The following is a 21,377-nucleotide window of genomic DNA, read 5'->3' as shown; positions in this document are numbered from 1 at the left end:
GATTCAAATGCGGCCTACGTCCGCGATCAGAGATACCGATGTGCCGGGTCCAGCAGCGAAGTGTGTGGCAGCGTTGCCGTCGCGAATTGCGACTTCGAGCAGGCCGAAGCTTCCGAATATTGCGAGAGGAACACCTTTGGGCGCGTCACCATAAGCGTCAAGTATTCGCATCGTCGCGCCACTTTTGATCCTAACGGAAAGGGATTTGTGGCGAAAGCGAGTGCCGAACCGCTCGGCCGTAGGGCGATCGATATTGCTCACCAGATTGCCGAAGCCGTCGACGTAGATCACTTCGCCGCGCACCCGGCGCGGTGACTCCACCGAACACGGCAAGTCGAGCGTTACGATCGAGTCCGGGTCGAGGGTTGGCCCCAGCGCGGAAATCGGCGTGCCCCGCCACAGATACGCCGCGGCGGGTGCGAAGATGTCGCGGCCGTGAAAGGTAGCACTCACGTTGGTAAGACGATGGCGGGCCGACGTTAGTTTCACGATTCTCGTGATACCGGCATCATTCGCGGCAAGCCAAAGCAGACCGTTGTCAGGCCCGACGAAGCGGGCGCCGGCGCGGGTTTCGATGGCAATCGGCGAGCGCGCGGTGCCGACGCCTGGATCGACCACCGCGAGAAATACCGTGCGCCTTGGAAAATAGCGCCACGATTCGCGTAGCGCGATCGCTCCCGCGACCGTGCATTGTGCAACGACGCCGTGCGTGATGTCGATCACGCTGGCTCCAGGAGCAATCGATGCGATGACCCCCTTCATTACCCCGACGTAATGGTCGCGGTAGCTGAAATCGGTTAATATCGCGAGGGGAAAGGGGCGTTGCACGAGCGTCGGCATCGCAGATAGTAGACCGCGAAACCATGCTGGCGCGCAATTTCCTGACTTCGAGTCACGCAGCAACAGATCCAGATCAATGAAGCGCAACTTTCTGTCGGGCGTATGGCGAGGACAGGCCGGAGCACTACTGCTGATAGCTGTCGCATTGGGCGCGACGCTCAGATTTTTTCGGCTAGGCTCGCGTGAGTTGTCGATTGACGAATCGCTTTCGTGGGCCGAGTCTTCCGGGCACAACATCAAGGCAGTTTTGCGCGTGCAGCATCAGTTGGATTCGGGCAAATTCCCGATTTACGAAATCGCGCAACACGGATGGATGCGGGTTTTCGGTGAAAGCGAAGCGGCGATGCGGTCGTTGTCGGCGCTGATCGGTTCGCTGTCGATCGTGCTGGTCTTCATCCTGGGTGTGGAATTGATGTTGGCGGCTACATCGCGGCGAGCGGACGAAAGCGACGAAGGCCGCATCTACATTGTGGCGGCGGTGTGCGCACTGATTTTTGCGGTTGCGCTTCCGTCGGTGGAGATCGCGCGCCAGGCGCGGATGTATTCGATGATGCAGGCGTGGATTCTCGTGCAGATAATCTTTCTGCTCCGCGCGCGTCGGCTAGGCGGGCTGGCGAATTACGCTGGTCTCACAATTTTTTCGGCGATTGCTGTCGCCACCAACTTCACGGCGGCGCTGGTGATTCCCGCCGAAGTGCTGTGGTTGATTTACCTGCGGCTTGTCTATGCGCCAAGCGATGAGACGACCCGACGCTCGACAGAATGGATGATGGGGGTCGCGCTCGCCGCCTCGATAGTGTTGTTGCTGCCGTTTTTTGCCGGTTTGCGATACGGCGTCGAGGGCGTAGCGCGGGGTGATTACGATTGGATCAAACCGCCGGGTCGATGGGAACCGATAGCGACGTTCGAGAGCGCACTCGGCACCCTGACATTTCCGCTCTTGGCGATATTCTCAATTTTGGGCGGGCTTCGGCTTTGGCGCTCGTCTCGAGATCAGGCAATGCTGCTGATTCTCTGGATCGTGGTGCCGCCGATTATCCTCTTCGCCGGATCTTATTTGATTACTCCGATGCTGATTACGCGATACCTGATATCCTCTTTCGTTCCCTTGTTTATACTCACTGCAATAGGTATTGAGTCCGTACAATCGCGACAACTCCGTTCAGTTGCATTAATCGCAATAGTCAGTCTCTGTGTACTAAGAGCGTCGGCGGATTTAAGGGCAGGAGACAACCGCTGGCGCGACGCGTGCGAGATAGCGCTATCGAATTCCTGTGCGAGGCAGTGTGTCGGCGCCAGCAGCGAGGTCTACCTGGTTAGCTATTACATGCCTGCAGCGAATCGTCGTACCGTGAAAATAGTCCGCTTTCCTTTTGACGAAGCCGAACATAAAGCGCCCCGAGTCGTGATTCTATCGCCGACTGTGTCGCCCGAAGAGGCCGCCGCGATACGCCGGGAGTACCCGATAATCGTCTCTAAATTCAAAAATATTACCGTGGTTTCGCGGCCCGCAGGTTGTCTGCAGAAGGCTCCGATCAGTTAGTCGCGAGGTGCTACCGAAACGTAGCGGTTGCCGCGCTCATAAAAACGCCATCGCTTCGATGCCCAAATGCCGGCGTAGTCCACGTTGATTCTCGGGGAGCGGCCGATTCGCCCAACCGAAACTTCGGAATGCTCCAGGTAGAGCCGTCCACCACATAGATCGCGTCCATAGTCGGCGCCCGTAATAGCCAGTGCATTAGTTAGTTTGCCGGGGCCATTAGTCAGTTCACGAGAATCGGGTGGCTTGCGTCGCCGCCGCGCCATCAAAGGAATACCTCGCAGCGGCTCGATTGCTCTGATCAGTACTGCGTGCGGCTCGCCATCGGCAGTAGTCACAAGGTTCAATGCCCAACTGATTCCGTATAGCAAGTACACATACGCGTGACCTGGCGGCCCATACATGACGGCGGTTCGTTTTGTAAGTCCGCGCGCGCTATGAGCCGCAAGATCGAGTGGACCGCGATACGCTTCGACCTCGACCACTCGGCCGGCTGCGACGCCTTCGGAGGTACGATGTACGAGAATTTTACCGATACATTCGCGCGCGACCAGCAGTACCGGGCGTGCGTAAAACTCACGCGGCAGCTTTCGCGACGGGCTCATCGCGACTTTTATTGCAGTTGTGGAAAGCAGGGCAATTCGGGCGTCAGAGTGTAACTGTACTTTCGTCCGCGCCAGGTAAACTCCCCTTGCGGCGCGCCGAACACCCCTCTGATGGCGTCGGATTTTTCGCTCTCCGCGAGGCTCTGGCTCTGAACTGGAGCGTAGGCAAGGAAGTGGCTGGAACCCGATGCGAGCGCAGGATCAACGGGCGGCTGGAAGTCGAGCTTGTCGAGGCCAGGCTTGGGCGCCCAGCCGCCGGCAGAGGCATCGGGAGCCTTTACGAAAACCCAGCGGTGCTCCGAGCCATTTCCGATGAGCGTCCATTGGCGGCTCTCGACGGCGCCCTGGTTGATCCGAAGTTCCTCGACGCCGGGCGTGGCCGCGGCGAGCTGATCGCAACTCTGCTGTGTGGCTCCGCCGGGATTGCTCGCGTTATCTCGAAGGGCCGTCTGCTGCGTGGCGTAACTTTCCAACTGCTGCTCGGTCGGAGGGTTTGCGGAATTCGACTTCGCTCCAAAAAGAGAGCATCCGGCGGATGCCAGCGTCAGCGCCCCGACGATTAGCGAAACAATAGTTAGATGGAGCGAAGGTCGAGACGCACTCGCGGCGACGGCCGGAAACCGATGGCTCATACGTGAGACTTTTCGATCGGAGGCAACGAAGTCAATCCCGAGGTGTGCTTGTATTCGCAGGAGGGTTGATTCAGGCGAAGTTGGCGAAGACTCAATTGACACTTCGCAAGGCGGTACCTAGACTCGGCCCAGAGCGGGTGTAATTCAGTGGTAGAATGCCAGCTTCCCAAGCTGGACGTCGCCGGTTCGACCCCGGTCGCCCGCTCCACGATTTCCCCTTGTAGTATCAGCGGTTTGCGACGATCGGCGGCTTGCGCCGCGGACGCTGGGAGCGTCCGCGGCAGCCATTTTCTGGCATTTTTCTGGCAAAATTTGCGGGAACTTGGCGGAAAGCTGGTGAGCTAGAGTGCCAACGCGCTCCGGCTTGCGCGACCATCGCGCGTAGTGCCGGATGATCATTTCGAGATTGGTGTGGCCCATCTGATGCGCGACATATTGTGGATTTTCTCCGCGCGAAAGTTGTAGTGCGGCGAAGGTGTGACGGCATTGATAGATCGTGCGGGCTCGCAGACGCGCCCTGATCAGAATTCGTTTCCAGTTTCGATCTCTGAAGTTCGTGAGATCGACCGGGCCGCCAACATCGTTCAGGAAAACGAGCTCGCCGCGCATCTGCGTGCGCGCTCGCTGCTCCTCGAGCTCCACGATTACTGGATCGAGCGTGTCAACGTCGCGCTCACTCGACGCCGTCTTCGGCAATCCGATTCCGCCGAAGCGATGAATTGTTCGACGGATTTTCAGAATGCGCCGGCCGAAATCCACATCTTGCCAACGAAGCGCGAGAGCTTCGTTTGGTCTGAGCCCGCAGAAGATCAGCACGGTGATGATTGCGCGATCCTGGCCGGTGGCGCTGTTGATTAGCCGCTCCGCCTCTTCCAACTCGAACGGATCAACCTCTGCTTTCGGTTCGCGAAGATTCTGGACGAACAGCATCGGGTCTTCGGGAACCAGCTTGCGACGCTTCGCCGTCGCGAAGATCGTTCGCAATCGCGCAATGATCATGTTGATCCGGCGCGGTCCGACGGGTTGTCCGCTGCGAGTCTTTCGGCGGGACATCTCGCCCATGAAGAGATGGATGTCGCCGTCGTTGACCTCGTCCATTCGCTTCTGCGCCAGTGACGATGGAAGAAGCAAAGCCTTGATCAGCCGCTCGTAATCGTAGGCGGTTGCGAGCGTTAGGATCGCGCGGCGCTCTTCGAGCCACGCTTCGGCAAATTTGCCAAGTGACGGAACCTCAGGCTTTTCTTCGACGGGCATAGGCGTTGGCGCCTGTGCTTGCGGCTTCATCCCGAATCGCTCAAGCCTGTGGCTTTCCGGGAAACGGACCGCGTAGTCGAACTTGCCTGCCTTGAGCTCGCACTCAATCTCGTTGACTGTACGCGCTCCCGTTCTTCGATTGTCGCGAGTGTCGTCGAGACCGAGATACTCTCGGCAACGAACGCCGTTGAACTGGAAAGAAACGAGCAGCCTTCCGTGATCGCTTTCAAGCCGCGCCATTTTCGCCTCTCCTCATCACCGCCGCCTCAAACGTTGGCCAATGAATCACAACCTTGCGTCCGACGTGGCAGACACCTTCGCGGGGTCCGAGTCGGCCAAGGCTGATCCAATTATAGAGCGTCTTCACGGCCAAGCGCGAACGATCTGCAGTCTCTGTGATATTGAGGTAGTCGCGCGTCTCGGGGCTGGGGGAAACTTGAGCGTCAGGCATTTGCGGAGTCCTCCTGATTTGGTGTGTCCACCTCCACTCCGCCACACCTCTGCCGGTTCGCGTATGGTGCAAGTCAGGGACCTTCGGGGATGTGGACGATCGCGGCTCGCGGGGCGACGGACCAACAGCAAAAAGTGTGCAGTGTGCAGATTTCGCACACACACTTTCGCGTCGAGTTCCCGCATTTTCCGGGCGCGTCGGCTCGAATCACGGTTGTCAGGATGCATGCAGGATTTCCGCGCATCGGTTTCCGCAGATCTCGAAATCAGTCTCTGTGAAAGGGGCCTTCTACGCGAGTGGGCCGAACTTGGCCTCGATTGTGGAGCGAAGCTTCGGAATCTGCGTGGCTACCAGGCGGAGCCATACTTCGATGCGGGTTGCTATGACTTCTTTCTCTTCCCGCCACCATCCTCGCTCGATCGCAACGAGTCTCGCCTTGTCAGGAGACCAGACCAAGTTCTCTCTAAATGTCGGAAACAGCCACACAGCGCCGCCGCTTAAACCTGCGGGATGCGGCAGTCCAGCTTTCTTAAGGCTGTCGTCGTGAGGAGGATACTCGATGCCAATTACGCGTGGATCCTGAGCGGCGGGACGCATCGGAAGAGGAATGACCAGCGTTAAAAGGCCGTCGGACTCGGCGAGCGGGCGGTGCTGGGCATGCGCCGGCTTTTCGATATTTTGCGCGGGATACCCTTGAAGAAAACAGACTTGAGGTTCTGACTGTTCCGTCAAGGGCGCGATCTGATTTAGGTGAACGAATCGAACCCGCTGGGCTCGCGCGCACTGTTGCGGATCCAGCTCGAGACACGCGACATCTTCGTCCTCAGTGTTGGTTGGATATCCGATACGGCAGACACGGAGTGCTTCCGCGTTCCGTTCGCCAGCTGGCACAATCTCTATCCGCGGGGGATCTAAATGCCGGACGTTATGCGCAGCTGTCGCAGCCAGATAGCGATCCTCTATCTTGAGGCATACGACTGAGCCGATCTCCAACATCTCGGGCTGCTCACGTAGGAGTAGAGCCGCAGAACGATCGGAGACGTACTCGTGAAAACTTACCGCCGCGGCGCCTGCCGCGTCGGTCGTTCGGATACCGGCTCTCTCCAGAAGCTTCAAACTGAACCCAAATGGGGCGCTCTAAGTTCGCAGGCTATCCAAGCACCTCGAAGTGCTCGTCGATTGGGAGTTTGCCCTGGATAAGTAACCACTGGCCGGGCAGACACTCCTGTACGGCATGCGTCAGAACTCCAGGCGCGGGACTACCGAGTTCGCTTGTGGACTCGCCTTTCTCGTTCAACCGAAACTCGCGATACACGTTGCCGCTTTGAAATGCGTAGCAGCCATCAATCGGTACAGAGATGGTTCCATCATTCAGCATCATCTGCGTAGGCTTCGTCGAAACGCCGCCGACGATTGTCCGGATGCTCATAGGGTGCGGCAGTGTTGCGGACCAAGTCTCGAACTTAACGGTTCCCGCAAATGCAAGGTAGTGAGTGATGATAGACTGGCTGGTCTTCAAGTCTCTAGATACAGTTGGTTGATAGAGAATTACTCCATCTATCGGACTGTCCGGAGTGTCCGAGAAGTATTGGCGTACGGTTTTTTGGCAAATGACGACGGATCCGGACGGAGGCAACCGGATGAATGCGGCGCGGCAGACCTGTGGGGAGCCCGGACCCGGATGCGCCGCAAAGTTCGCGCACGCCGCTTCAACTTTTGCAATCAGATTCTGCTGCTCATTTTTGTGAAATGGCACTAGCACCAGCATCACATACGATAGATATTGCGCGCTCAATGGTGAAAAGGAGTCGGCTAGTGGGTGAATCATAGCCCCCCATATGTTGTTTATCGCAAAGGGGGCCGAGCTGGCGCCACTGCGCGCTTCGGTGAATGAGGAAATAGCCGAGCGCAAAGAGTTCCAGTCTGATTGAGATGGAAAAGTCGTTGCCAAAATTCGAATTCCGAGGCCATTCCGCGATGTACGTTGCATCGCGGAAGCAAATGTCGCCTCTACCAAGCGAGACTGCCGAACTATCTCGCGCTCATGAACGGAGTCTCCATAACTCTTGAGCGATAGCAGTAGTCGTTGGCCGCCTTGAAAAACTATCTCGCCGTCGTAACCAGGATTGCTGTCGCGCGCACAAGTGACCTTCTGGTCGCCAGCCTCGAAAAGGCTCAGTCCGATCAGTTCGAAAACTGCACCGCTTCGATTGTTGTCATCGGCCGTCTTAATTTTGTTAACGGTTTTCTGAACCCAGCGCTCGTTTTCTGATTCAAGCCTCTGGAGGGCGTCTCCCAGAATCACAAGCTCGTCTGTCGCGAGCCCATCCTGTCGATGCCAGATTCTCTGCACAGGGTTCTTACTGCCTTTCTCCAACCAATTCTCGCCAAACCATTCGACGACGGAAGCGAGTTTCGCGTTGATTTCAGCGTCAGCGACATTCCGGAGCGGATTGTTACGACCGCGCAAAAAGTTCCCCTTTTCTTGGTTCTCAGCCCTCGATCGCAAGATAGCGGAAACACACGCTCGCCGCAGGATGAGCGTGGCAGAAATGCGAGGGCTGGGCCGCTGGACACCATTTCGAAAATGGGGCCTTTGGGATGAAGCCTGAGAGAAACATTTTCTGGGTAGACAAATCGTAACACGATGTGCATCCTTTAACAGCGCAGACCGTCGTGCGGCGTTCAGGAGTTCACGGCTGCGAAACGGGCGGAACTACCGGTTCACAGGTTTAAACTTCGGGTTCAGCTTCCGACGTGGACCCTTGGTGCCGTCCGCAGTTTAGGGCGTTATTGGAGTAGTGAGAGGGCGTTAGAGGTACTCGACCTGAGGTGGTGGTGGACGCGGTAGCGGAGAGACTCTGATGCTTGCGTCCAATGTTTGTTGGCGGATCGCAAGCGATTCTCCGCGTGCAGGAGCTGATCGACAAGGCTGCTCGATCAGGATCTACAGTTCTAATCATTGGCGAGAGCGGCGTCGGCAAGGATGTCGCCTCGAACGAGATTCATGCTCGCTCGAAGCGGAGCGGACGATTTCTTGCGGTAAACTGCGCCGCGATTCCTGGCGATCTAATCGAGAGTGAGCTGTTCGGGCACGAACGCGGTGCGTTCACGAGCGCATCCGCCCGGCGGCTCGGGATCTTCGAGCAGGCCAATGGCGGGACCGTCTTCTTGGACGAAATAACCGAGATGAAGCCGGAGCTTCAGCCGAAACTTCTTCGCGTTCTCGAAGACCACAAGATCAGAAGGGTTGGCGGCGAAGAAAGCATCCAGGTTAACGTTCGTGTGATCGCCGCCACTAACCGCCCGCTTCACGAAGCTCTCGAAAGCAGGAAACTGCGGGAGGACTTGTACTACCGCCTTAACGTTCTCAAGATCACGATCCCTCCGTTGCGCGAGCGACTTGAGGACCTCGATTTGCTTGTTGCCCACTTCGTTGAGGAACTCAATCAGGAGCACGGAAAGGATGTTGACGGCCTCGACGCCGAATCTCTGGCCGCGTTCAGGGCGTACGATTGGCCGGGCAACGTGCGGGAGCTTCGGAACGCGATCGAGCGGGCCGTAGTCACGCGAGAGCAAGGCCGGATAGCGCTCCACGATCTTCCCGAGGAATTTTACGAGGTCAGGCACAGCGAAGCTGAGTTTGTCGTCCGCGTTGGATCGACGCTGGAAGCGGTAGAGCACGAACTCATCCGGAGGACGTTGGAGGCGACGGGTAACAACCGCAGTCGCGCTGCGGACATTCTTGGAGTTTCGAGGCGCTCACTCTACGTCATGCTGCACAAAAACGGATTCCAGCCACGAGAGCGAAGGTCCAGCCGATCTAACGATCGGAATCCGAGAACCTGAGCAGCATCGGCCGCGTGGAAGACGGCAGCATATGGCATCGCGAGAGGTTTCCCGGAGCGACTGCGGATCACGCTTTGATACAAATGCTCGGATGGTCCGCAGATTGATCCGAGGAAATCTCCACCGGTTGTCTGAGGATCAGGGTTTGTGCGGAAATGGCATGCCTCCGGTTTTCGGACCGGATTGAGGAAAATCTTTCGCTCCAAGGCGTGCCTTCAGGTCCGGGAATTTTGCTCCGCCATACCAAATGACCTGCCCTTGATGTTTTTCTGAAAGGAGATCGACGCCTCCCGAAGTACTCAGAAACAGGAGAAGGCCATCCACTAGCGGGACGAATTTGACCAGCCGATCGAGAGACCGTTCCCAACGATCCGCGATTTTTGTTTGCGGCACCGGATGGCCTCCGCTGGCTACGCGCTTTGCTACGCGCTCTTTTGAAACCTTCGCGCTCTCCAGCGCCAGATAAATGATTCCAACTTGGTATCCTTGCCGCTGCGCATGTTGGATTATGGGTTCGTATTTGTCGCTGCTAAGGACTGTTTCGACGGCTACGTTTTCTCCAGCATCGATGCATTTGACGACCTGCGAAGGAATCTCTTTCGCAGCCCAGTAGTCGGCCGCATCCCGTGTGACACCAGGGTTGCCAGAGTAGTAGGCCCTAGCAGCATCATCAGGATTCAGCAGCCGTACTGGGCCACCCGGGAAAAGCTTGAGGGCGTTCTGGAAATCCGGCGAGCCCGTGAAAGTGGTTTTACCAGCACCATTTGGACCGGCAATGAGGAGGAACCAAGCCAAGAGAGAAAGACGCTAGCTCAGACGGTATCTCGGATCCTCGTCTTCTGAGGAAGGATCCTCGGGATCTATGCCGAACGCTCGGAGACGCGCTTTGGCGCCCTGGATCGCACGATTGGCAATTTCCGTAAACCAAAGAGCACCGGAATGTGAGAACAACGTGGCGAACGTACGCCCGTCCTCAGCCCGGCGCTCTTCCGTTTCGGCCTGCGGGTGTGATCGAGATTCCCTTGTGTAGAAAGAACTCATCGTGTCTGTAAGGTTATCTCAATTGCGAGGGGTTGAACAGGGCCCCCTAGAAGGCCAAGCCGCTTCGGGATTCTTCGATAAGACCGAAGACTCTACGGAAGTAACCGCTCAGGATTAGTTGCTGGGGGGACTTGCCGTCTAGCGCTCTGATCGGGGTCCGAAACCACGCCCGAGTTCCCCGCAGATCCTCACGCATTATCTCGAAGACCTCTTGCGTCAACGAAGCGAGGGCGGCGAGCTTTTCCTGGTGCACCGGCGATGCGCCAAAGCGGGAAATTGTTGAGGCGTCCCTATCCAGATAACGCGCGATGTCGCTTACGGTCCAGTCGAGCAGATGTGCGATCTTCGCAGCTTCGTATCGCCCGTTCTCGTCTGTTGCATCTCTCAAGATTCGCGCTTCGTGGAACGCGGTCGCGGCTTGTGTGTGCGATCTGACCATCGGTCGGCCTCCGGAAGTTTGGCGGTTGCCTCTCTTTCTAAGGTCAGCTTATCGTCACAGACTTAGCAGGTCAAACGCATATAGACAGCATCTTGAAAGCATGAGAAATTATCGTGGAGTCCACCCGCGAGGCGTGGAAAAATACGGTCGGCGAGTCGGACGAATGAACGCTCAAAACACGAAAGCTCTGGTCGAATCGTTTCCGGTGCTATACTGTGGAGCCGACCGCCCGAGGGCCACCGACAGCGCTCCGCGATTCTTCTTCGAATGCAGGGACGGTTGGTTCAATCTCATCTTTCGACTATCGGAAAAACTGGAGCGCAGCGCACGCCGTTGTGGCGCTGCGCCGGATTCAACAGATTGGCCGCGTGCACTTCAAGTCAAGGAGAAGTTCGGAACGCTGCGGTTCTATGCGATGCCTGCGACGGACGAGTTTTCAAGGCTAATCGACGAAGCTGAAAAACAGAGCGCGAGAATCTGTGAACTTTGCGGCGGGCCCGCGAAGCTCCGAGAAAAGGGACGCTGGTATAAAACCCTTTGTGATCCATGCGCACGCGAGTCTGGGTATTCTGAAATTCGGCGTCCTTAGATTGTGTCTGCACGGCCTCAGGACTGCGCCCGCTGGAAAGGCCCGACGCATTGCGGGCGGCTGTGTGCCGCTATCGAGCAGGCCTTCCTGATGGGCTCCGGGTGAACAGAGCCTTCACCTCATCCGACCGGAAGCGGACATAGTGGCCTAACTTTACGGAGGGCAATTCGCCGAGCCTAGCTTGTTCTCTTACCCATGACTCGGGAACGTTTAAGATTTTCGCCATCTCAGGGGCGGTCAGCAATTGACCGGAAGGTTGAGAGGCGGGGTCACTGTCGGTCGGTTGGCGTAGGAGCATCGATAGCAAGACACTTTCAAGAGCTTTGAGCGTGCCGATGCGTGATGCGAGCTGGATGTAGAGTTGCTGGATGGCTCCGCGCGTTAGCCCAACGGAGCGTGAAGGATCGGCGAGCAGATCATCAATGGTCACAGGCGTTTGTGGCATGGGGATAGCGGTACCTCTCGTGTTTTCGCAGTTGTTTCTACTTCGCGCTCTTGTTGTTTTCGGCGAATTCCGCTGCGGCAGTTGCCTCTCAGTGGGGCTTACATTCGTAGGGCCGTTTTGGCTTCGCGGTGGATACTTAGGCTGGTTCCATAGAAAGTTGTTGCTCCTCCAGGGGTTTGAGATACGTCTTATTTATCAAATGTGATTGGATAATATGGCTAAGTTCCAAACTAGACGGTTGGTTTGATCTTATGCTAATATATCAAATGTGGCTGGACAGCGAGCCCAACACTTAAACCTACTCCAGAAGCAGCTCCCCGAGGGGCTGGTCGTTACTTCGTCCTGGCTCATACGGCACGGCTATTCCCGTCAGCTCGTCAGCCATTACGTGCGGAGCGGCTGGCTGCGGCAACCGACACGCGGCGTCTATCAGCGGCCCCGCGGCTCCTTAACCTGGCGGCAAATCGTGATCTCGCTTCAGACGATTCTGAAAGAACCTCTGGTGGTTGGCGGACGTACCTCGCTCGAAGTACAGGGGTATGCGCACTACCTTCGGCCAACGATGAAAGAGGTGTACCTCTACGGACCGGAACCGCCGCCAAATTGGCTCAACAGGCTGCCGGGCAAGGTCCGTTTCATCTATCGCTACAGCGGCAGGCTTTTCTCGGCCGAAGCGGATCAAAGGTCGTTCACGAACTTGATCAAGGGCGTTAAGGCGCAACCGAGCCGAGGGGCGGACGCTGGCTTTCTCGTCCAGCCTTGGGGGGAGTGGGATTTGGGCCTCGCGCTGTCGGCGCCCGAGCGGGCGATTCTTGAGTTGCTCGATGAGTTGCCGGGGCGAGAAAGTTTTGAACACGCGGACAAGCTGATGGAGGGGCTCTCGAATATGCGTCCGCAGCAGCTCCAAAAGCTGCTGGCTCGCTGTCAAAGCATAAAGGTGAAAAGGCTTTTCTTCTTCTTCGCCGACCGTCATCAGCACGCGTGGTTGAAACGGATCGATCGGGCCGCAGTTGACCTCGGCAAAGGCAAGCGCATGCTTGCGAAGGGTGGCAAGCTAGATCTTGCGTATCAGATAACGGTGCCCCGAAACCTCGATGCCGTTCAGTGAAGTCTATCGCAAGCAGGCCGCGCTCGTCGTGCGAGCCCTGCCCGAAGTTGCGCGCGAAGACTGCTTCGCGCTCAAGGGAGGCACGGGCATCAATCTGTTCATTCGCGACATGCCGCGTCTGTCGGTCGATATCGATCTGACGTATTTGCCCGTTCAAATCTCTCGCTGCTATCGACGCCGCTATGAGGCGGATCGAGCAAGGGATAAAGAAGAGGATCCGCGGGTCGCGAACGACGCACGAGCTGCTCCGCCCGGAAGGCATCGCGACAAAACTACTGGTGCGCGCCGAAGGCGTGCTGATAAAGATCGAAGTGACGCCGGTTCTGCGTGGCTCCGTCTACCAGGCCGAACTCCGCGCCGTTTCTTCAAGCGTTGAAGAGGCTTTCGGGTTTGCAGAAACGCGCGTCGTTTCGTTCGCCGACATCTATGGCGGAAAAATCGTGGCGGCTTTCGACCGCCAGCATCCTCGCGACATCTTTGATGTGCACCATCTTCTGCAAAACGAGGGCATAGACGATTCGTTGCGACGCGCCTATGTCGTCTATCTCGTTAGTCACGACCGGCCGATGTTCGAGGTATTGGCAGGAACCCGGCGAGACATCAGCAAAGAATTCAACCACGGGTTCGAAGGGATGACGGCCGAGCGGGTGTTGCTACGCGAGCTGGTTGACGCCCAGAAGGAGATGATCGAGCTGGTTGTCGGACGGATGCCCGAGGAGCATCGTCGTTTTTTGATTTCGTTCGAGAAGGGAGAACCGGGCTGGTCCCTGCTTGGCCTTCCAGAAGCGGCCGGCCTTCCTGCGGTCAAGTGGCGGGAAAAAAATCTCGGCGGATTGACCAAGAGGAAACGTGCGGAGTTGGTGTCACGACTCGAAGATGTGCTTTTTCACTCGGACGGGTGATGGGAAATAACGGCGCGCCCGCGCAACGCGCGGGCGCGCCGCGCGCAGCCTACTCTTGGCAAGTGCGGTTGAGGATATAATCCGCCGCGCGCTGTGCCTGGGCGGCAGCATGAATCAGAAGCCTGCGATCGTCGCGAAGTTTCTTCAGCCAGCCGGAGACATAGGCGGCCTGATTCGGGAGGACGGCGTTTGAGATTCCAGCTTCCGCGCAAAGAAATGCCGCTCCAAGCTCCGCGACCATTTCCTCGCGCGAGTATGTTGGCGAGCCAAACGGGGCCGCCTCGGCGACAGATTCGCGATTCAATCGTTTCGGCGAACCACACGCATGGATGATTTCGTGATCGAGGGTTGCATAAAATTCTTCGACGGACTCGAAGAGACTGCGCGGCGGCAGAGTGATTCGATCGGTGATCGAGCTGTAGAACGCTTTTGAACCTGCGTACTGAATTTCCGGCGGGTTGGGCATTCCGGCGATGATTCGCTCGGCCGCTTCGATCGGATCGTGCTCGTGCGTTTCGATCTTCGGAAGCTTGTCGATGACGGATTGCGGCAGCTCGCATTGTTCGAGGTTCCAAACCCGATAAAATCTGAGGAGAAAACGCCGGCGCGTGTTCGCCTCGGATTCGCCGTCGGCGAGGTCGTCCGTACGCTGCTTCAAGTCTTCGACTTTCCAAAACACCACGGCGGTAGATTCCTCGCCTTTGCGGACATGGCCGCCGAGTTCGTTCGCTTGGCGGATGGTCAACCAAAACGGCGAAACGTACTTCGACGCAGAAAGTAGGAAAACGTTGACGCCACGATACGGTTTCTTGCTCACAAGATTGCGCGGCAATCCGGTCGTGGTCCACGGTCTGCGCCACGGCGCCACGCCTTGTTCAAGTAGATTGATGATCTTTTCGGTGACAATCGCATACACATCCATTGTCGTAATCTCCAAAATGAAATTGTTGATTTGAGGAGGGAGCCGCTTGCGCGGCTCTCTCCTGATTGATGAGCCTTAGAAGGGGATATCGTCGGACGCTTGCGCCTTGGACGCGTTGCCGTTCGCGCGATTCCCGAGCAAGCGCATTTGCAGCGCCACGATCTCCGTCCGATAGCGCGTGCCGCTCCCGTCCTTCGCCTCGTACTGGCGGGTCGTCAGCCGTCCCTCGACGTAGACCTGGCGGCCTTTGGCTAGAAACTGCTGGCAGGTGTCCGCGAGTTTCCCGAAGGCAACCACGCGATGCCATTCGGTCCGCTTCTGCTGGTCGCCGTTGCGATCCTTGAAACGCGCGGTCGTCGCCAGCGAGAAATTCGCCACGTTTTGACCGGAGTTCGGCAGAGTCCGAACCTGGGGGTTAGCGCCAAGATTTCCGATTACGATCACTTTGTTGACTGACATGATTAGAACCTCCGTTCTTTGTTCCTTGGGTTTCGCTCAATAGCCGTCTTCGTCGATTTGGTGCGCGGCGAAATCGCGTTCGGCCTTTTCCCCATGACCGCAACCGGAGCCGTAGAGGGCTCGATCGCTCGGGTAATAGAAGGCGCGGTCGCCAGCATTGATTGGTGCTTGGCAATTCGGCTCGGCGCACCTAGCCGGATACCGGACGGTGATCCACTTGGGATCGCATTTGAACCTGCGTCGCATCGTTGTGTTCTCCTTTCGCCCGCTTCCCGTCATCGGGCAGGGCATGCTGCGTTTTGCCTTCATTCCCGCGCAACATTTTCGCGGGGACCTCTCACCGGAACTGGAGGTCCCTGCGCAGATTTCTAGATGCGCGAGCGGAGCGGGCGGCAGGACGTGCCAGAGCGAAAGCGGCCCGTCAGGGCTGGCGCGTCGTGCTAGCGCAGCGAACGCCACCACTTAGAGCGGCGCGAAGCGGAGCCGCATGGGCAAAGGGGTAAGGGGAAGGGCGTGACGCGGAGTTTACGGAGCTGCTCGCGGGGCGGCTCACAGCGCAGGGCCGCCTCTTGAGACGTGGGTTTGAAGGGTGCGAGAGGGGCCGGAGCGAAGGTGCCCGCGTTGTAAGAACGGGTGGAGCGTCGTAGTCTGATGATGCTCGTTCGGGGGAGTCGTGGGCAATCAATCGGTGCAGGAAGGCCAAGTCTTGGTCGGTTCGCTTTTCAACGAACCGATGCGGGTCGAAACCGTCAGGCCAGTAAATGGCGACACTTGGAGCGTCGGGCTAGTAGGGGTTCAGTCCGAGCGTTTTCGGAACGTAACGCTGACGGCGGCTGATCTCCAAAAGTTGACGATCCAGGAGACGAATTGCTCTTACGCAGGCGATTCTGAACTCCTGCGGCTCGGACTCCAAGCGTACATGCTCGGTATCGCCTACGAGTTCGACCCGTACTTCGGTCTATCGATTTCCCGTGTAGATCCGCTTCCTCATCAACTCGAAGCTGTTTACGACTACCTGCTCAAGTTGGCGCGGGTGCGATTTCTCTTGGCCGACGATGCGGGTGCGGGCAAAACAATCATGGCGGGTCTCCTCGTCAGGGAGCTGAAGCTTCGCGGGCTGGTAGAGCGGGTTCTCGTGCTGTGCCCGGCAAACCTCACGTTCCAATGGCAGCGCGAACTCAAGGAGAAGTTTGACGAAAAGTTTATCGTTCTGAAGGGCGGTGATATTCGCGAGCAGTTCGGTATTAACCAGTGGCTCGAAAACCGCCAGATCATCACGTCACTCGATCTCGCGAAGCGGGAGACAATTCTGCCTGGTTTGCGGCAGGTCCAATGGGATCTGGTCATCGTCGACGAAGCGCACCGAATGTCGTGGTCTCCACCGGCTCGGAAGACAGCGCGCTACGCACTCGGCGAGCTTTTGCGAGATCACTCCGACCATTTCCTGATGTTGACAGCGACTCCGCACAAGGGCGATCCGGAGAACTTCAGTCTCTTTCTTCAGCTACTCGATCAGGATGCCTATGCAGACGTGAAGTCGATTCGTGAGGCCATCACGCGACGCGTGGCGCCTTTTTATCTTCGGCGCACCAAGGAGGCGATGGTCTATTTTCCCGAGCGACAGGCCGACGGCAGTTGGGTCGCACGAAAGCTTTTCACCAAGCGCGATCCTCGGACCGCAGATTTCACCATCGATGGCGACGAGTTCGATTTGTACCGCGATGTCACCTCCTTCGTGAAATCTCAATCGTCTCGGGCTGCAGCGAAAGGTGATGATCCGCGGGCTCGCGCCGTTGGCTTCTTGATGGCTCTTTATCAGCGCCGACTCGCTTCGAGCGCACATGCTCTTCGGCACTCGCTGGAAAATCGAGCGCGACGTCTAGCGGAAGGATTGAAGCGCGCGCAGGACATTGCGCTGACCGCTTCCGATTTGCCGGACGCAGAAGATATGGAGGAGATGGAAGAGGCCGAGCGCGATCGCATCGAGCGCGTGCTGGAAGCAGTCACACTTGCACAAAACCCTACGCTGGTCCGCGAAGAGATCGCAGATCTCGAGGAACTCGCGAAGCGTGCGGGCGCTCTGGAAGACGCCGAAGGCGAGGCCAAGCTCGCGAAGCTCAAGGAGGTCCTTAAGGAGCAAGGATTCTTCGACGATTCGAGTGAGCGGCTTCTGATTTTCACCGAATTCAAGGACACGCTCGACTACCTTGTCCTCAAGCTCGCGAACTGGGGTTTCAAGGTCGGCTTCATCCACGGCGGGATGCAAATCGGCTCACGCGATGTGAAGGGCAGCAGGCTCCACGCAGAACAGCAGTTTCGGGAGGGCGCGATCCAGGTGCTGGTGGCTACAGAAGCGGCCGGCGAAGGAATCAATCTTCAGTGCTGCCACATCATGTTCAATTACGACATTCCGTGGAATCCGAACCGGCTCGAACAGCGGATGGGCCGTATCCATCGCTACGGGCAGACGCGTGACTGCCTGATTTTCAATTTTGTCGCGACCAACACGGTCGAGGGACACATCCTCGACCGCTTGCTTGAAAAGCTCAACGAGATTCGCAAGGCGCTTGAGGACGACACGGTTTTCAATGTTGTGGGAGAAATTCTTCCAGCGGCTCAAATGGAACGCATCCTGCGCGACTACTATGCCGGCAACCTCGGCGAGGCGGATCTGGAAGATCGCCTTCTGCGCGATGTAAGCGAGGATCGCTTCCGCGCAATCTGCCAGAACGCGCTGGAGGGTCTCGCCTCGAAAAAACTGAATCTGCAAATGCTCGTCGAGCGGCGCGCGCGTGCGCAGGAGCATCGGCTCGTTCCCGAGACGATCGCTCGCTTCGTGAGTCAGGGCGCTCCTTACGTGCCGTTCACTCTTAAACCCGTGCCCTCGCTGCCGCATACGTTCGATCCCGCGGCGACTCCACAGGCGCTGCGTCGTTATGAAACCCAGCCCGATTGGAAAATGCCTGCGCTGGCCGCTCGGTATCCTCGATTCTCGACCGATCGGGAGACGGCCGAAAAGAACAACTTTGAATGGGTAACGCCGGGACACTCGATGTTCGAGGCGCTTCGGCGTCACGTCCTCGATAGGGCTCGTGAATCTTTCGCCGATGGTGCGTGCCTGTACTCGCTCGCCGTAGATGCGCCAGTGAGAGTGGATTTCTTCCGGGCGCGTGTCGTCGATGGGCTGGGCGACGTGATTCACGAAAGGATGTTCGCGGTCGAGATTCGCGATGACGGCACTATTAAGCTTCGTGATCAGAGCGTGCTCGGCAACATGAGTCCCGCGCCTGCACCCGCGAGCTTGCCCGCCGTCGCGCATGAGCCGGAGCCTCGTGCGTGGCTGAATGAAAACGCGCTCACCGCTTTTTTGAATGAGGTCCGTGGCGAGCGCGCCGCCGAAGTCGAACGTATTTCTCAGCACGTCGAGTTGTCCCTGACCGAACTCCTCAATCGCGAGGACCAGTTGATTGGCCGTCTGGCCGAAGATGCTCAGCGCGGAGTCGAAGGTGCGGCGGGCAATCTGTAAGCGCCGGAGAGAAAATCCCTCAGTGAAGCGGCCGGATAGACCGACCGCGCCGGAGTAAAACTCCAGCACGAGATAGCCTTCAGCCTGGAGGGTTGAAGGCGGAGGGATGAAAGGCGTGGAACTGTATGGGCAGGTGCGTCGAGCGGTTTATGTTGAAGGACTGAGCCGGCGCGAAGCCGCGCGGCGATTCGGGATCGACCCACGGACGGTGGCGAAGATGCTTTTGTTCTCAGTGCCGCCGGGATACCGGCGGGGCCGGCCGCCGGCGCGGCCGAAGCTGGATCCGTTCGTCGCGATCATCGATCGGATCCTGGAGGAAGATAAGGGACAGCCGGCCAAGCAGCAGCATACCTCGAAGCGGATTTTCGAGCGGCTGCGGGACGAGCACGGCTACGCCGGCGGGATCACCGTCGTAAAGGACTACGTGCACGAGCGGCGCCAGCGGTCGCGCGAGATGTTCGTGCCGTTGCGCCACGAACCGGGACACGCACAGGTTGACTTCGGCGAAGCGCTGGCAGTGATCGCCGGAGTGGAGCGGAAGATCCACTTCTTCGCGATGGATCTGCCGCACAGCGACGGCGGCCTGGTGCAAGCCTATCCATCGGAGAGCAGCGAAGCCTTCTGTGACGGGCATCGCGTCGGCTTCGAGTTCTTCGGTGGTGTGCCACGCTCGATCCTGTACGACAACCTCAAGCTGGCGGTGGCGCGCATCCTGGGAGACGGCCGGCGGCTAAGGACCCGGGTCTTCAGCGAGCTGCAGTCCCACTACCTGTTCGCCGATCGCTTCGGGCGACCCGGGAAGGGCAACGACAAGGGCAAGGTCGAAGGGTTGGTGGGCTACGCGCGGCGCAACTTCATGGTGCCCATTCCGCACGCGGCTAGCTTCACGGAGTTGAACTCTCGGCTGCTGGAGTGCTGCCGGCGCCGATTGAACGACCGCCTGCGTGGCCATGATGAGACCATCGGCGAGCGGCTGGTACGCGACCGCGCTGCCTTCCTGCCGTTGCCGGCCACTCCCTATGAAGCCTGCGAGAAGAGAGCAGTCCGGGTCAGCTCGCTCTCGCTGGTGCGCTACCGGGGCAACGACTACTCGGTGCCGACTGCCTACGGGCACCGCGAAGTGCTGGTCCGCGGTTACATCCACGAGGTAGTGATCGCCTGCGCGGCGGAAGAGATCGCGCGTCATATGCGTTCTTACGAGCGCGAGGACTTCATCTTTGATCCGCTGCACTACCTGGCGCTGCTGGAACGGAAGATCGGCGCGCTCGATCAAGCTGCTCCGCTGGTCGGCTGGACCCTGCCTGACGAGTTCGCGACCCTGCGCCGTCTTCTCGAGGCCCGCCTGGGCAAGCCGGGCAAGCGCGAGTTCGTGCAGGTGCTGCGTCTGCTGGAGGTGTTCCGCACCGATGATGTATCGGCCGCGGTGAGAGAAGCGATCGCGCGCGGAGTGTTAAGCTTCGATGCGGTCAAGCATCTGGTGCTGTGCCGGATCGAACGGCGACCACCGCGGCTGGACCTTAAGATCTATCCCTATCTGCCGCGCGCCACGGTGGCGACCACCTCGGCCTCGTCCTACCTGAGCTTGCTCGCGGGAGGGGTAGCGTCATGAGCGATACACCACAGGTTCTCCTCGCTCATCACCTCAAGGCGCTGAGGCTCCCGACCTTCCTGCGCGAGTACGACAAGCTGGCGCGCCAGTGCGCCGCCGAAGGCGTCGATCACTCGCGCTACCTGTTGCGGCTGGCCGAGCTTGAGATGATCGACCGGGAACGACGGACCGTCGAGCGCCGGATCAAGGAGGCCAGGTTCCCGGCAGTGAAGAGCCTCGACAGCTTCGACTTCACCGCCATCCCATCGCTCAACAAGACCTTGGTGCTGGAACTGGCCCGCTCTGAGTATGTATCCCGCCGCGAGAACGTCATCGCGCTCGGTAACAGCGGCACCGGCAAGACTCACATCGCGCTGGGACTCGGACTGGCCGCTTGCCAGAAGGGCCTCGCGGTCGGCTTCACCACCGCCGCAGCACTGGTCAATGAACTGCACGAAGCGAGAGACGAAAAGCGTCTGCAGCGTCTGCAACGCCAGCTCGCCGGCCTAAAACTGCTGATCGTCGACGAGCTGGGCTACGTGCCTCTCTCTCAGACCGGCGCTGAGCTGCTGTTCGAGGTCTTCAGCCAGCGCTACGAGCGCGGCTCGATCATCGTCACCAGCAACCTGCCCTTCGATGAGTGGACCGGCGTGTTCGGTTCCGACCGGCTCACTGGCGCGCTGCTCGATCGCCTCACCCATCACGTCCACATCCTAGAGATGAACGGTGACAGCTTTAGGCTCAAACACAGCAGACAGCATATCGCAGACGATCCTCAACCGACCGAACCCGGATAGGGCCTGCCTAGATAGTCGCTCGACCGCCTAAGAGTTCCTCGAACTGGCGAGGGGGAAAATCCCCCTCGCGCTCCTCCTGCCGGAACTCAAACCCACCCCAGACTGATGCACTTTTACTCCGGCCTGCTGATGTACTTTTGCTCCGGCGTTGACACCCCTCCTCATCGGGGATCGGTTTGAAGCACTCCGCTGTGGGCGATTGGCGCATGGAATAGCGTCGAGTTTCAGTCCCCTCCTCATCGGGGATCGGTTTGAAGCTCGTGATTGGAGTTTAACGTGAACGAACCCCGCGAACCGGCGTTTCAGTCCCCTCCTCATCGGGGATCGGTTTGAAGCGCGCGGCAGCGAGCATCGAGGTTGAACTAATGTCGCCAAGTTTCAGTCCCCTCC

Annotated in this window: 18 protein-coding genes, 1 tRNA gene and 2 pseudogenes; 8 read left to right on the top strand and 13 right to left on the bottom strand. The window is 58.4% G+C overall.

Features of this window, described 5'->3' with window-relative positions:
* Positions 1-3 precede the first annotated feature (3 nt).
* The gene (locus WB650_RS16705) at positions 4-840 is read right to left on the bottom strand and encodes an SAM hydrolase/SAM-dependent halogenase family protein (protein ID WP_422301988.1); all 837 of its coding nucleotides are present in this window, start codon (positions 838-840) and stop codon (positions 4-6) included.
* A 76-nt stretch (positions 841-916) separates the two neighbouring features.
* Here WB650_RS16705 and WB650_RS16700 point away from each other — a divergent pair, with 76 nt between their 5' ends.
* Positions 917-2,383, top strand: coding sequence for a glycosyltransferase family 39 protein (locus WB650_RS16700; protein WP_422301986.1), 1,467 nt, complete (start codon positions 917-919; stop codon positions 2,381-2,383).
* Here WB650_RS16700 and WB650_RS16695 read toward each other — a convergent pair.
* On the bottom strand, positions 2,380-2,985 hold the full coding sequence (locus tag WB650_RS16695; RefSeq protein WP_422301984.1) for a DNA-3-methyladenine glycosylase: 606 nt from the start codon (positions 2,983-2,985) through the stop codon (positions 2,380-2,382). The genes WB650_RS16700 and WB650_RS16695 overlap by 4 nt on opposite strands.
* Before the next feature lie 8 nt (positions 2,986-2,993).
* Entirely contained in the window at positions 2,994-3,617 is a 624-nt protein-coding gene (locus WB650_RS16690) for a hypothetical protein (RefSeq protein ID WP_422301982.1), read from the bottom strand.
* Between the two features lie 133 nt (positions 3,618-3,750).
* Here WB650_RS16690 and WB650_RS16685 point away from each other — a divergent pair.
* Positions 3,751-3,825, top strand: a tRNA-Gly gene (locus WB650_RS16685).
* Positions 3,826-4,052: 227 nt separating this feature from the next.
* Here WB650_RS16685 and WB650_RS16680 read toward each other — a convergent pair.
* The 4 genes and pseudogenes from WB650_RS16680 to WB650_RS16665 all read right to left on the bottom strand — a co-directional run.
* A pseudogene (locus WB650_RS16680) lies at positions 4,053-5,111 on the bottom strand (Arm DNA-binding domain-containing protein); the annotation flags it as partial.
* Complete coding sequence (locus tag WB650_RS16675; RefSeq protein WP_422301770.1) at positions 5,098-5,322, bottom strand: hypothetical protein; 225 nt, start codon at positions 5,320-5,322, stop codon at positions 5,098-5,100. The pseudogene WB650_RS16680 and the gene WB650_RS16675, both read right to left, overlap by 14 nt.
* Positions 5,323-5,610: 288 nt before the next feature.
* The gene (locus tag WB650_RS16670; protein ID WP_422301768.1) at positions 5,611-6,054 is read right to left on the bottom strand and encodes a hypothetical protein; all 444 of its coding nucleotides are present in this window, start codon (positions 6,052-6,054) and stop codon (positions 5,611-5,613) included.
* A gap of 418 nt (positions 6,055-6,472) precedes the next feature.
* Positions 6,473-7,792 carry a hypothetical protein gene (locus tag WB650_RS16665; protein WP_422301766.1) on the bottom strand — a complete coding sequence of 440 codons (1,320 nt, stop codon included), beginning with the start codon at positions 7,790-7,792 and terminating at the stop codon, positions 6,473-6,475.
* Positions 7,793-8,199: 407 nt separating this feature from the next.
* Between WB650_RS16665 and WB650_RS16660 the strand changes: the two genes are divergently transcribed.
* On the top strand, positions 8,200-9,171 hold the full coding sequence (locus WB650_RS16660) for a sigma-54 interaction domain-containing protein (RefSeq protein ID WP_423961270.1): 972 nt from the start codon (positions 8,200-8,202) through the stop codon (positions 9,169-9,171).
* A 138-nt stretch (positions 9,172-9,309) separates the two neighbouring features.
* Here WB650_RS16660 and WB650_RS16655 read toward each other — a convergent pair whose 3' ends face one another.
* The 3 genes from WB650_RS16655 to WB650_RS16645 all read right to left on the bottom strand — a co-directional run bounded on the left by WB650_RS16655 (position 9,310) and on the right by WB650_RS16645 (position 11,538).
* Positions 9,310-9,966 (bottom strand): zeta toxin family protein, encoded by a 657-nt coding sequence (locus WB650_RS16655; protein ID WP_422303281.1) that lies wholly within the window; start codon positions 9,964-9,966, stop codon positions 9,310-9,312.
* 292 nt (positions 9,967-10,258) lie between these two features.
* A complete protein-coding gene (locus tag WB650_RS16650) occupies positions 10,259-10,651 on the bottom strand; it encodes a hypothetical protein (protein ID WP_422303282.1) in 393 nt (130 codons plus the stop codon).
* A gap of 659 nt (positions 10,652-11,310) precedes the next feature.
* A complete protein-coding gene (locus WB650_RS16645; RefSeq protein WP_423961314.1) occupies positions 11,311-11,538 on the bottom strand; it encodes a helix-turn-helix domain-containing protein in 228 nt (75 codons plus the stop codon).
* A gap of 415 nt (positions 11,539-11,953) precedes the next feature.
* On the opposite strand from WB650_RS16645, the gene WB650_RS16640 reads away from it, so the two are divergent.
* Together WB650_RS16640 and WB650_RS16635 are read left to right on the top strand one after the other, a co-directional pair.
* Complete coding sequence (locus WB650_RS16640) at positions 11,954-12,793, top strand: type IV toxin-antitoxin system AbiEi family antitoxin domain-containing protein (protein WP_423961268.1); 840 nt, start codon at positions 11,954-11,956, stop codon at positions 12,791-12,793.
* Positions 12,780-13,494 (top strand): annotated as a pseudogene (locus tag WB650_RS16635) (nucleotidyl transferase AbiEii/AbiGii toxin family protein); the annotation flags it as partial. The gene WB650_RS16640 and the pseudogene WB650_RS16635, both read left to right, overlap by 14 nt.
* 250 nt (positions 13,495-13,744) lie before the next feature.
* Here WB650_RS16635 and WB650_RS16630 read toward each other — a convergent pair.
* The 3 genes from WB650_RS16630 to WB650_RS16620 form a co-directional block, all read right to left on the bottom strand.
* On the bottom strand, positions 13,745-14,617 hold the full coding sequence (locus tag WB650_RS16630; RefSeq protein WP_422305080.1) for an ArdC family protein: 873 nt from the start codon (positions 14,615-14,617) through the stop codon (positions 13,745-13,747).
* A 75-nt stretch (positions 14,618-14,692) separates the two neighbouring features.
* A complete protein-coding gene (locus WB650_RS16625; protein ID WP_422305078.1) occupies positions 14,693-15,076 on the bottom strand; it encodes a single-stranded DNA-binding protein in 384 nt (127 codons plus the stop codon).
* 36 nt (positions 15,077-15,112) lie between these two features.
* Positions 15,113-15,322, bottom strand: a complete 210-nt coding sequence (locus tag WB650_RS16620) for a hypothetical protein (RefSeq protein WP_423961266.1) — start codon at positions 15,320-15,322, stop codon at positions 15,113-15,115.
* A gap of 460 nt (positions 15,323-15,782) precedes the next feature.
* Between WB650_RS16620 and WB650_RS16615 the strand changes: the two genes are divergently transcribed.
* The 3 genes from WB650_RS16615 (at position 15,783) to istB (ending at position 20,987) form a co-directional block, all read left to right on the top strand.
* Positions 15,783-18,602, top strand: coding sequence for a DEAD/DEAH box helicase (locus WB650_RS16615; RefSeq protein WP_423961265.1), 2,820 nt, complete (start codon positions 15,783-15,785; stop codon positions 18,600-18,602).
* A 106-nt stretch (positions 18,603-18,708) separates the two neighbouring features.
* Complete coding sequence (gene istA, locus WB650_RS16610) at positions 18,709-20,211, top strand: IS21 family transposase (RefSeq protein ID WP_423961263.1); 1,503 nt, start codon at positions 18,709-18,711, stop codon at positions 20,209-20,211.
* Positions 20,208-20,987 (top strand): IS21-like element helper ATPase IstB, encoded by a 780-nt coding sequence (gene istB / locus WB650_RS16605; protein ID WP_423961261.1) that lies wholly within the window; start codon positions 20,208-20,210, stop codon positions 20,985-20,987. Before istA ends, istB begins: the two co-directional genes overlap by 4 nt.
* Positions 20,988-21,377: the final 390 nt, after the last annotated feature.

It is taken from the genome of Binatus sp. (SeqCode), assembly GCF_049584895.1.
In the GTDB taxonomy this organism is placed as follows: Bacteria; Desulfobacterota; Binatia; order Binatales; family Binataceae; genus Binatus.
Note: the sequence above shows the minus strand (reverse complement) of the source record. Positions and strands in the feature narration are given on the sequence as shown.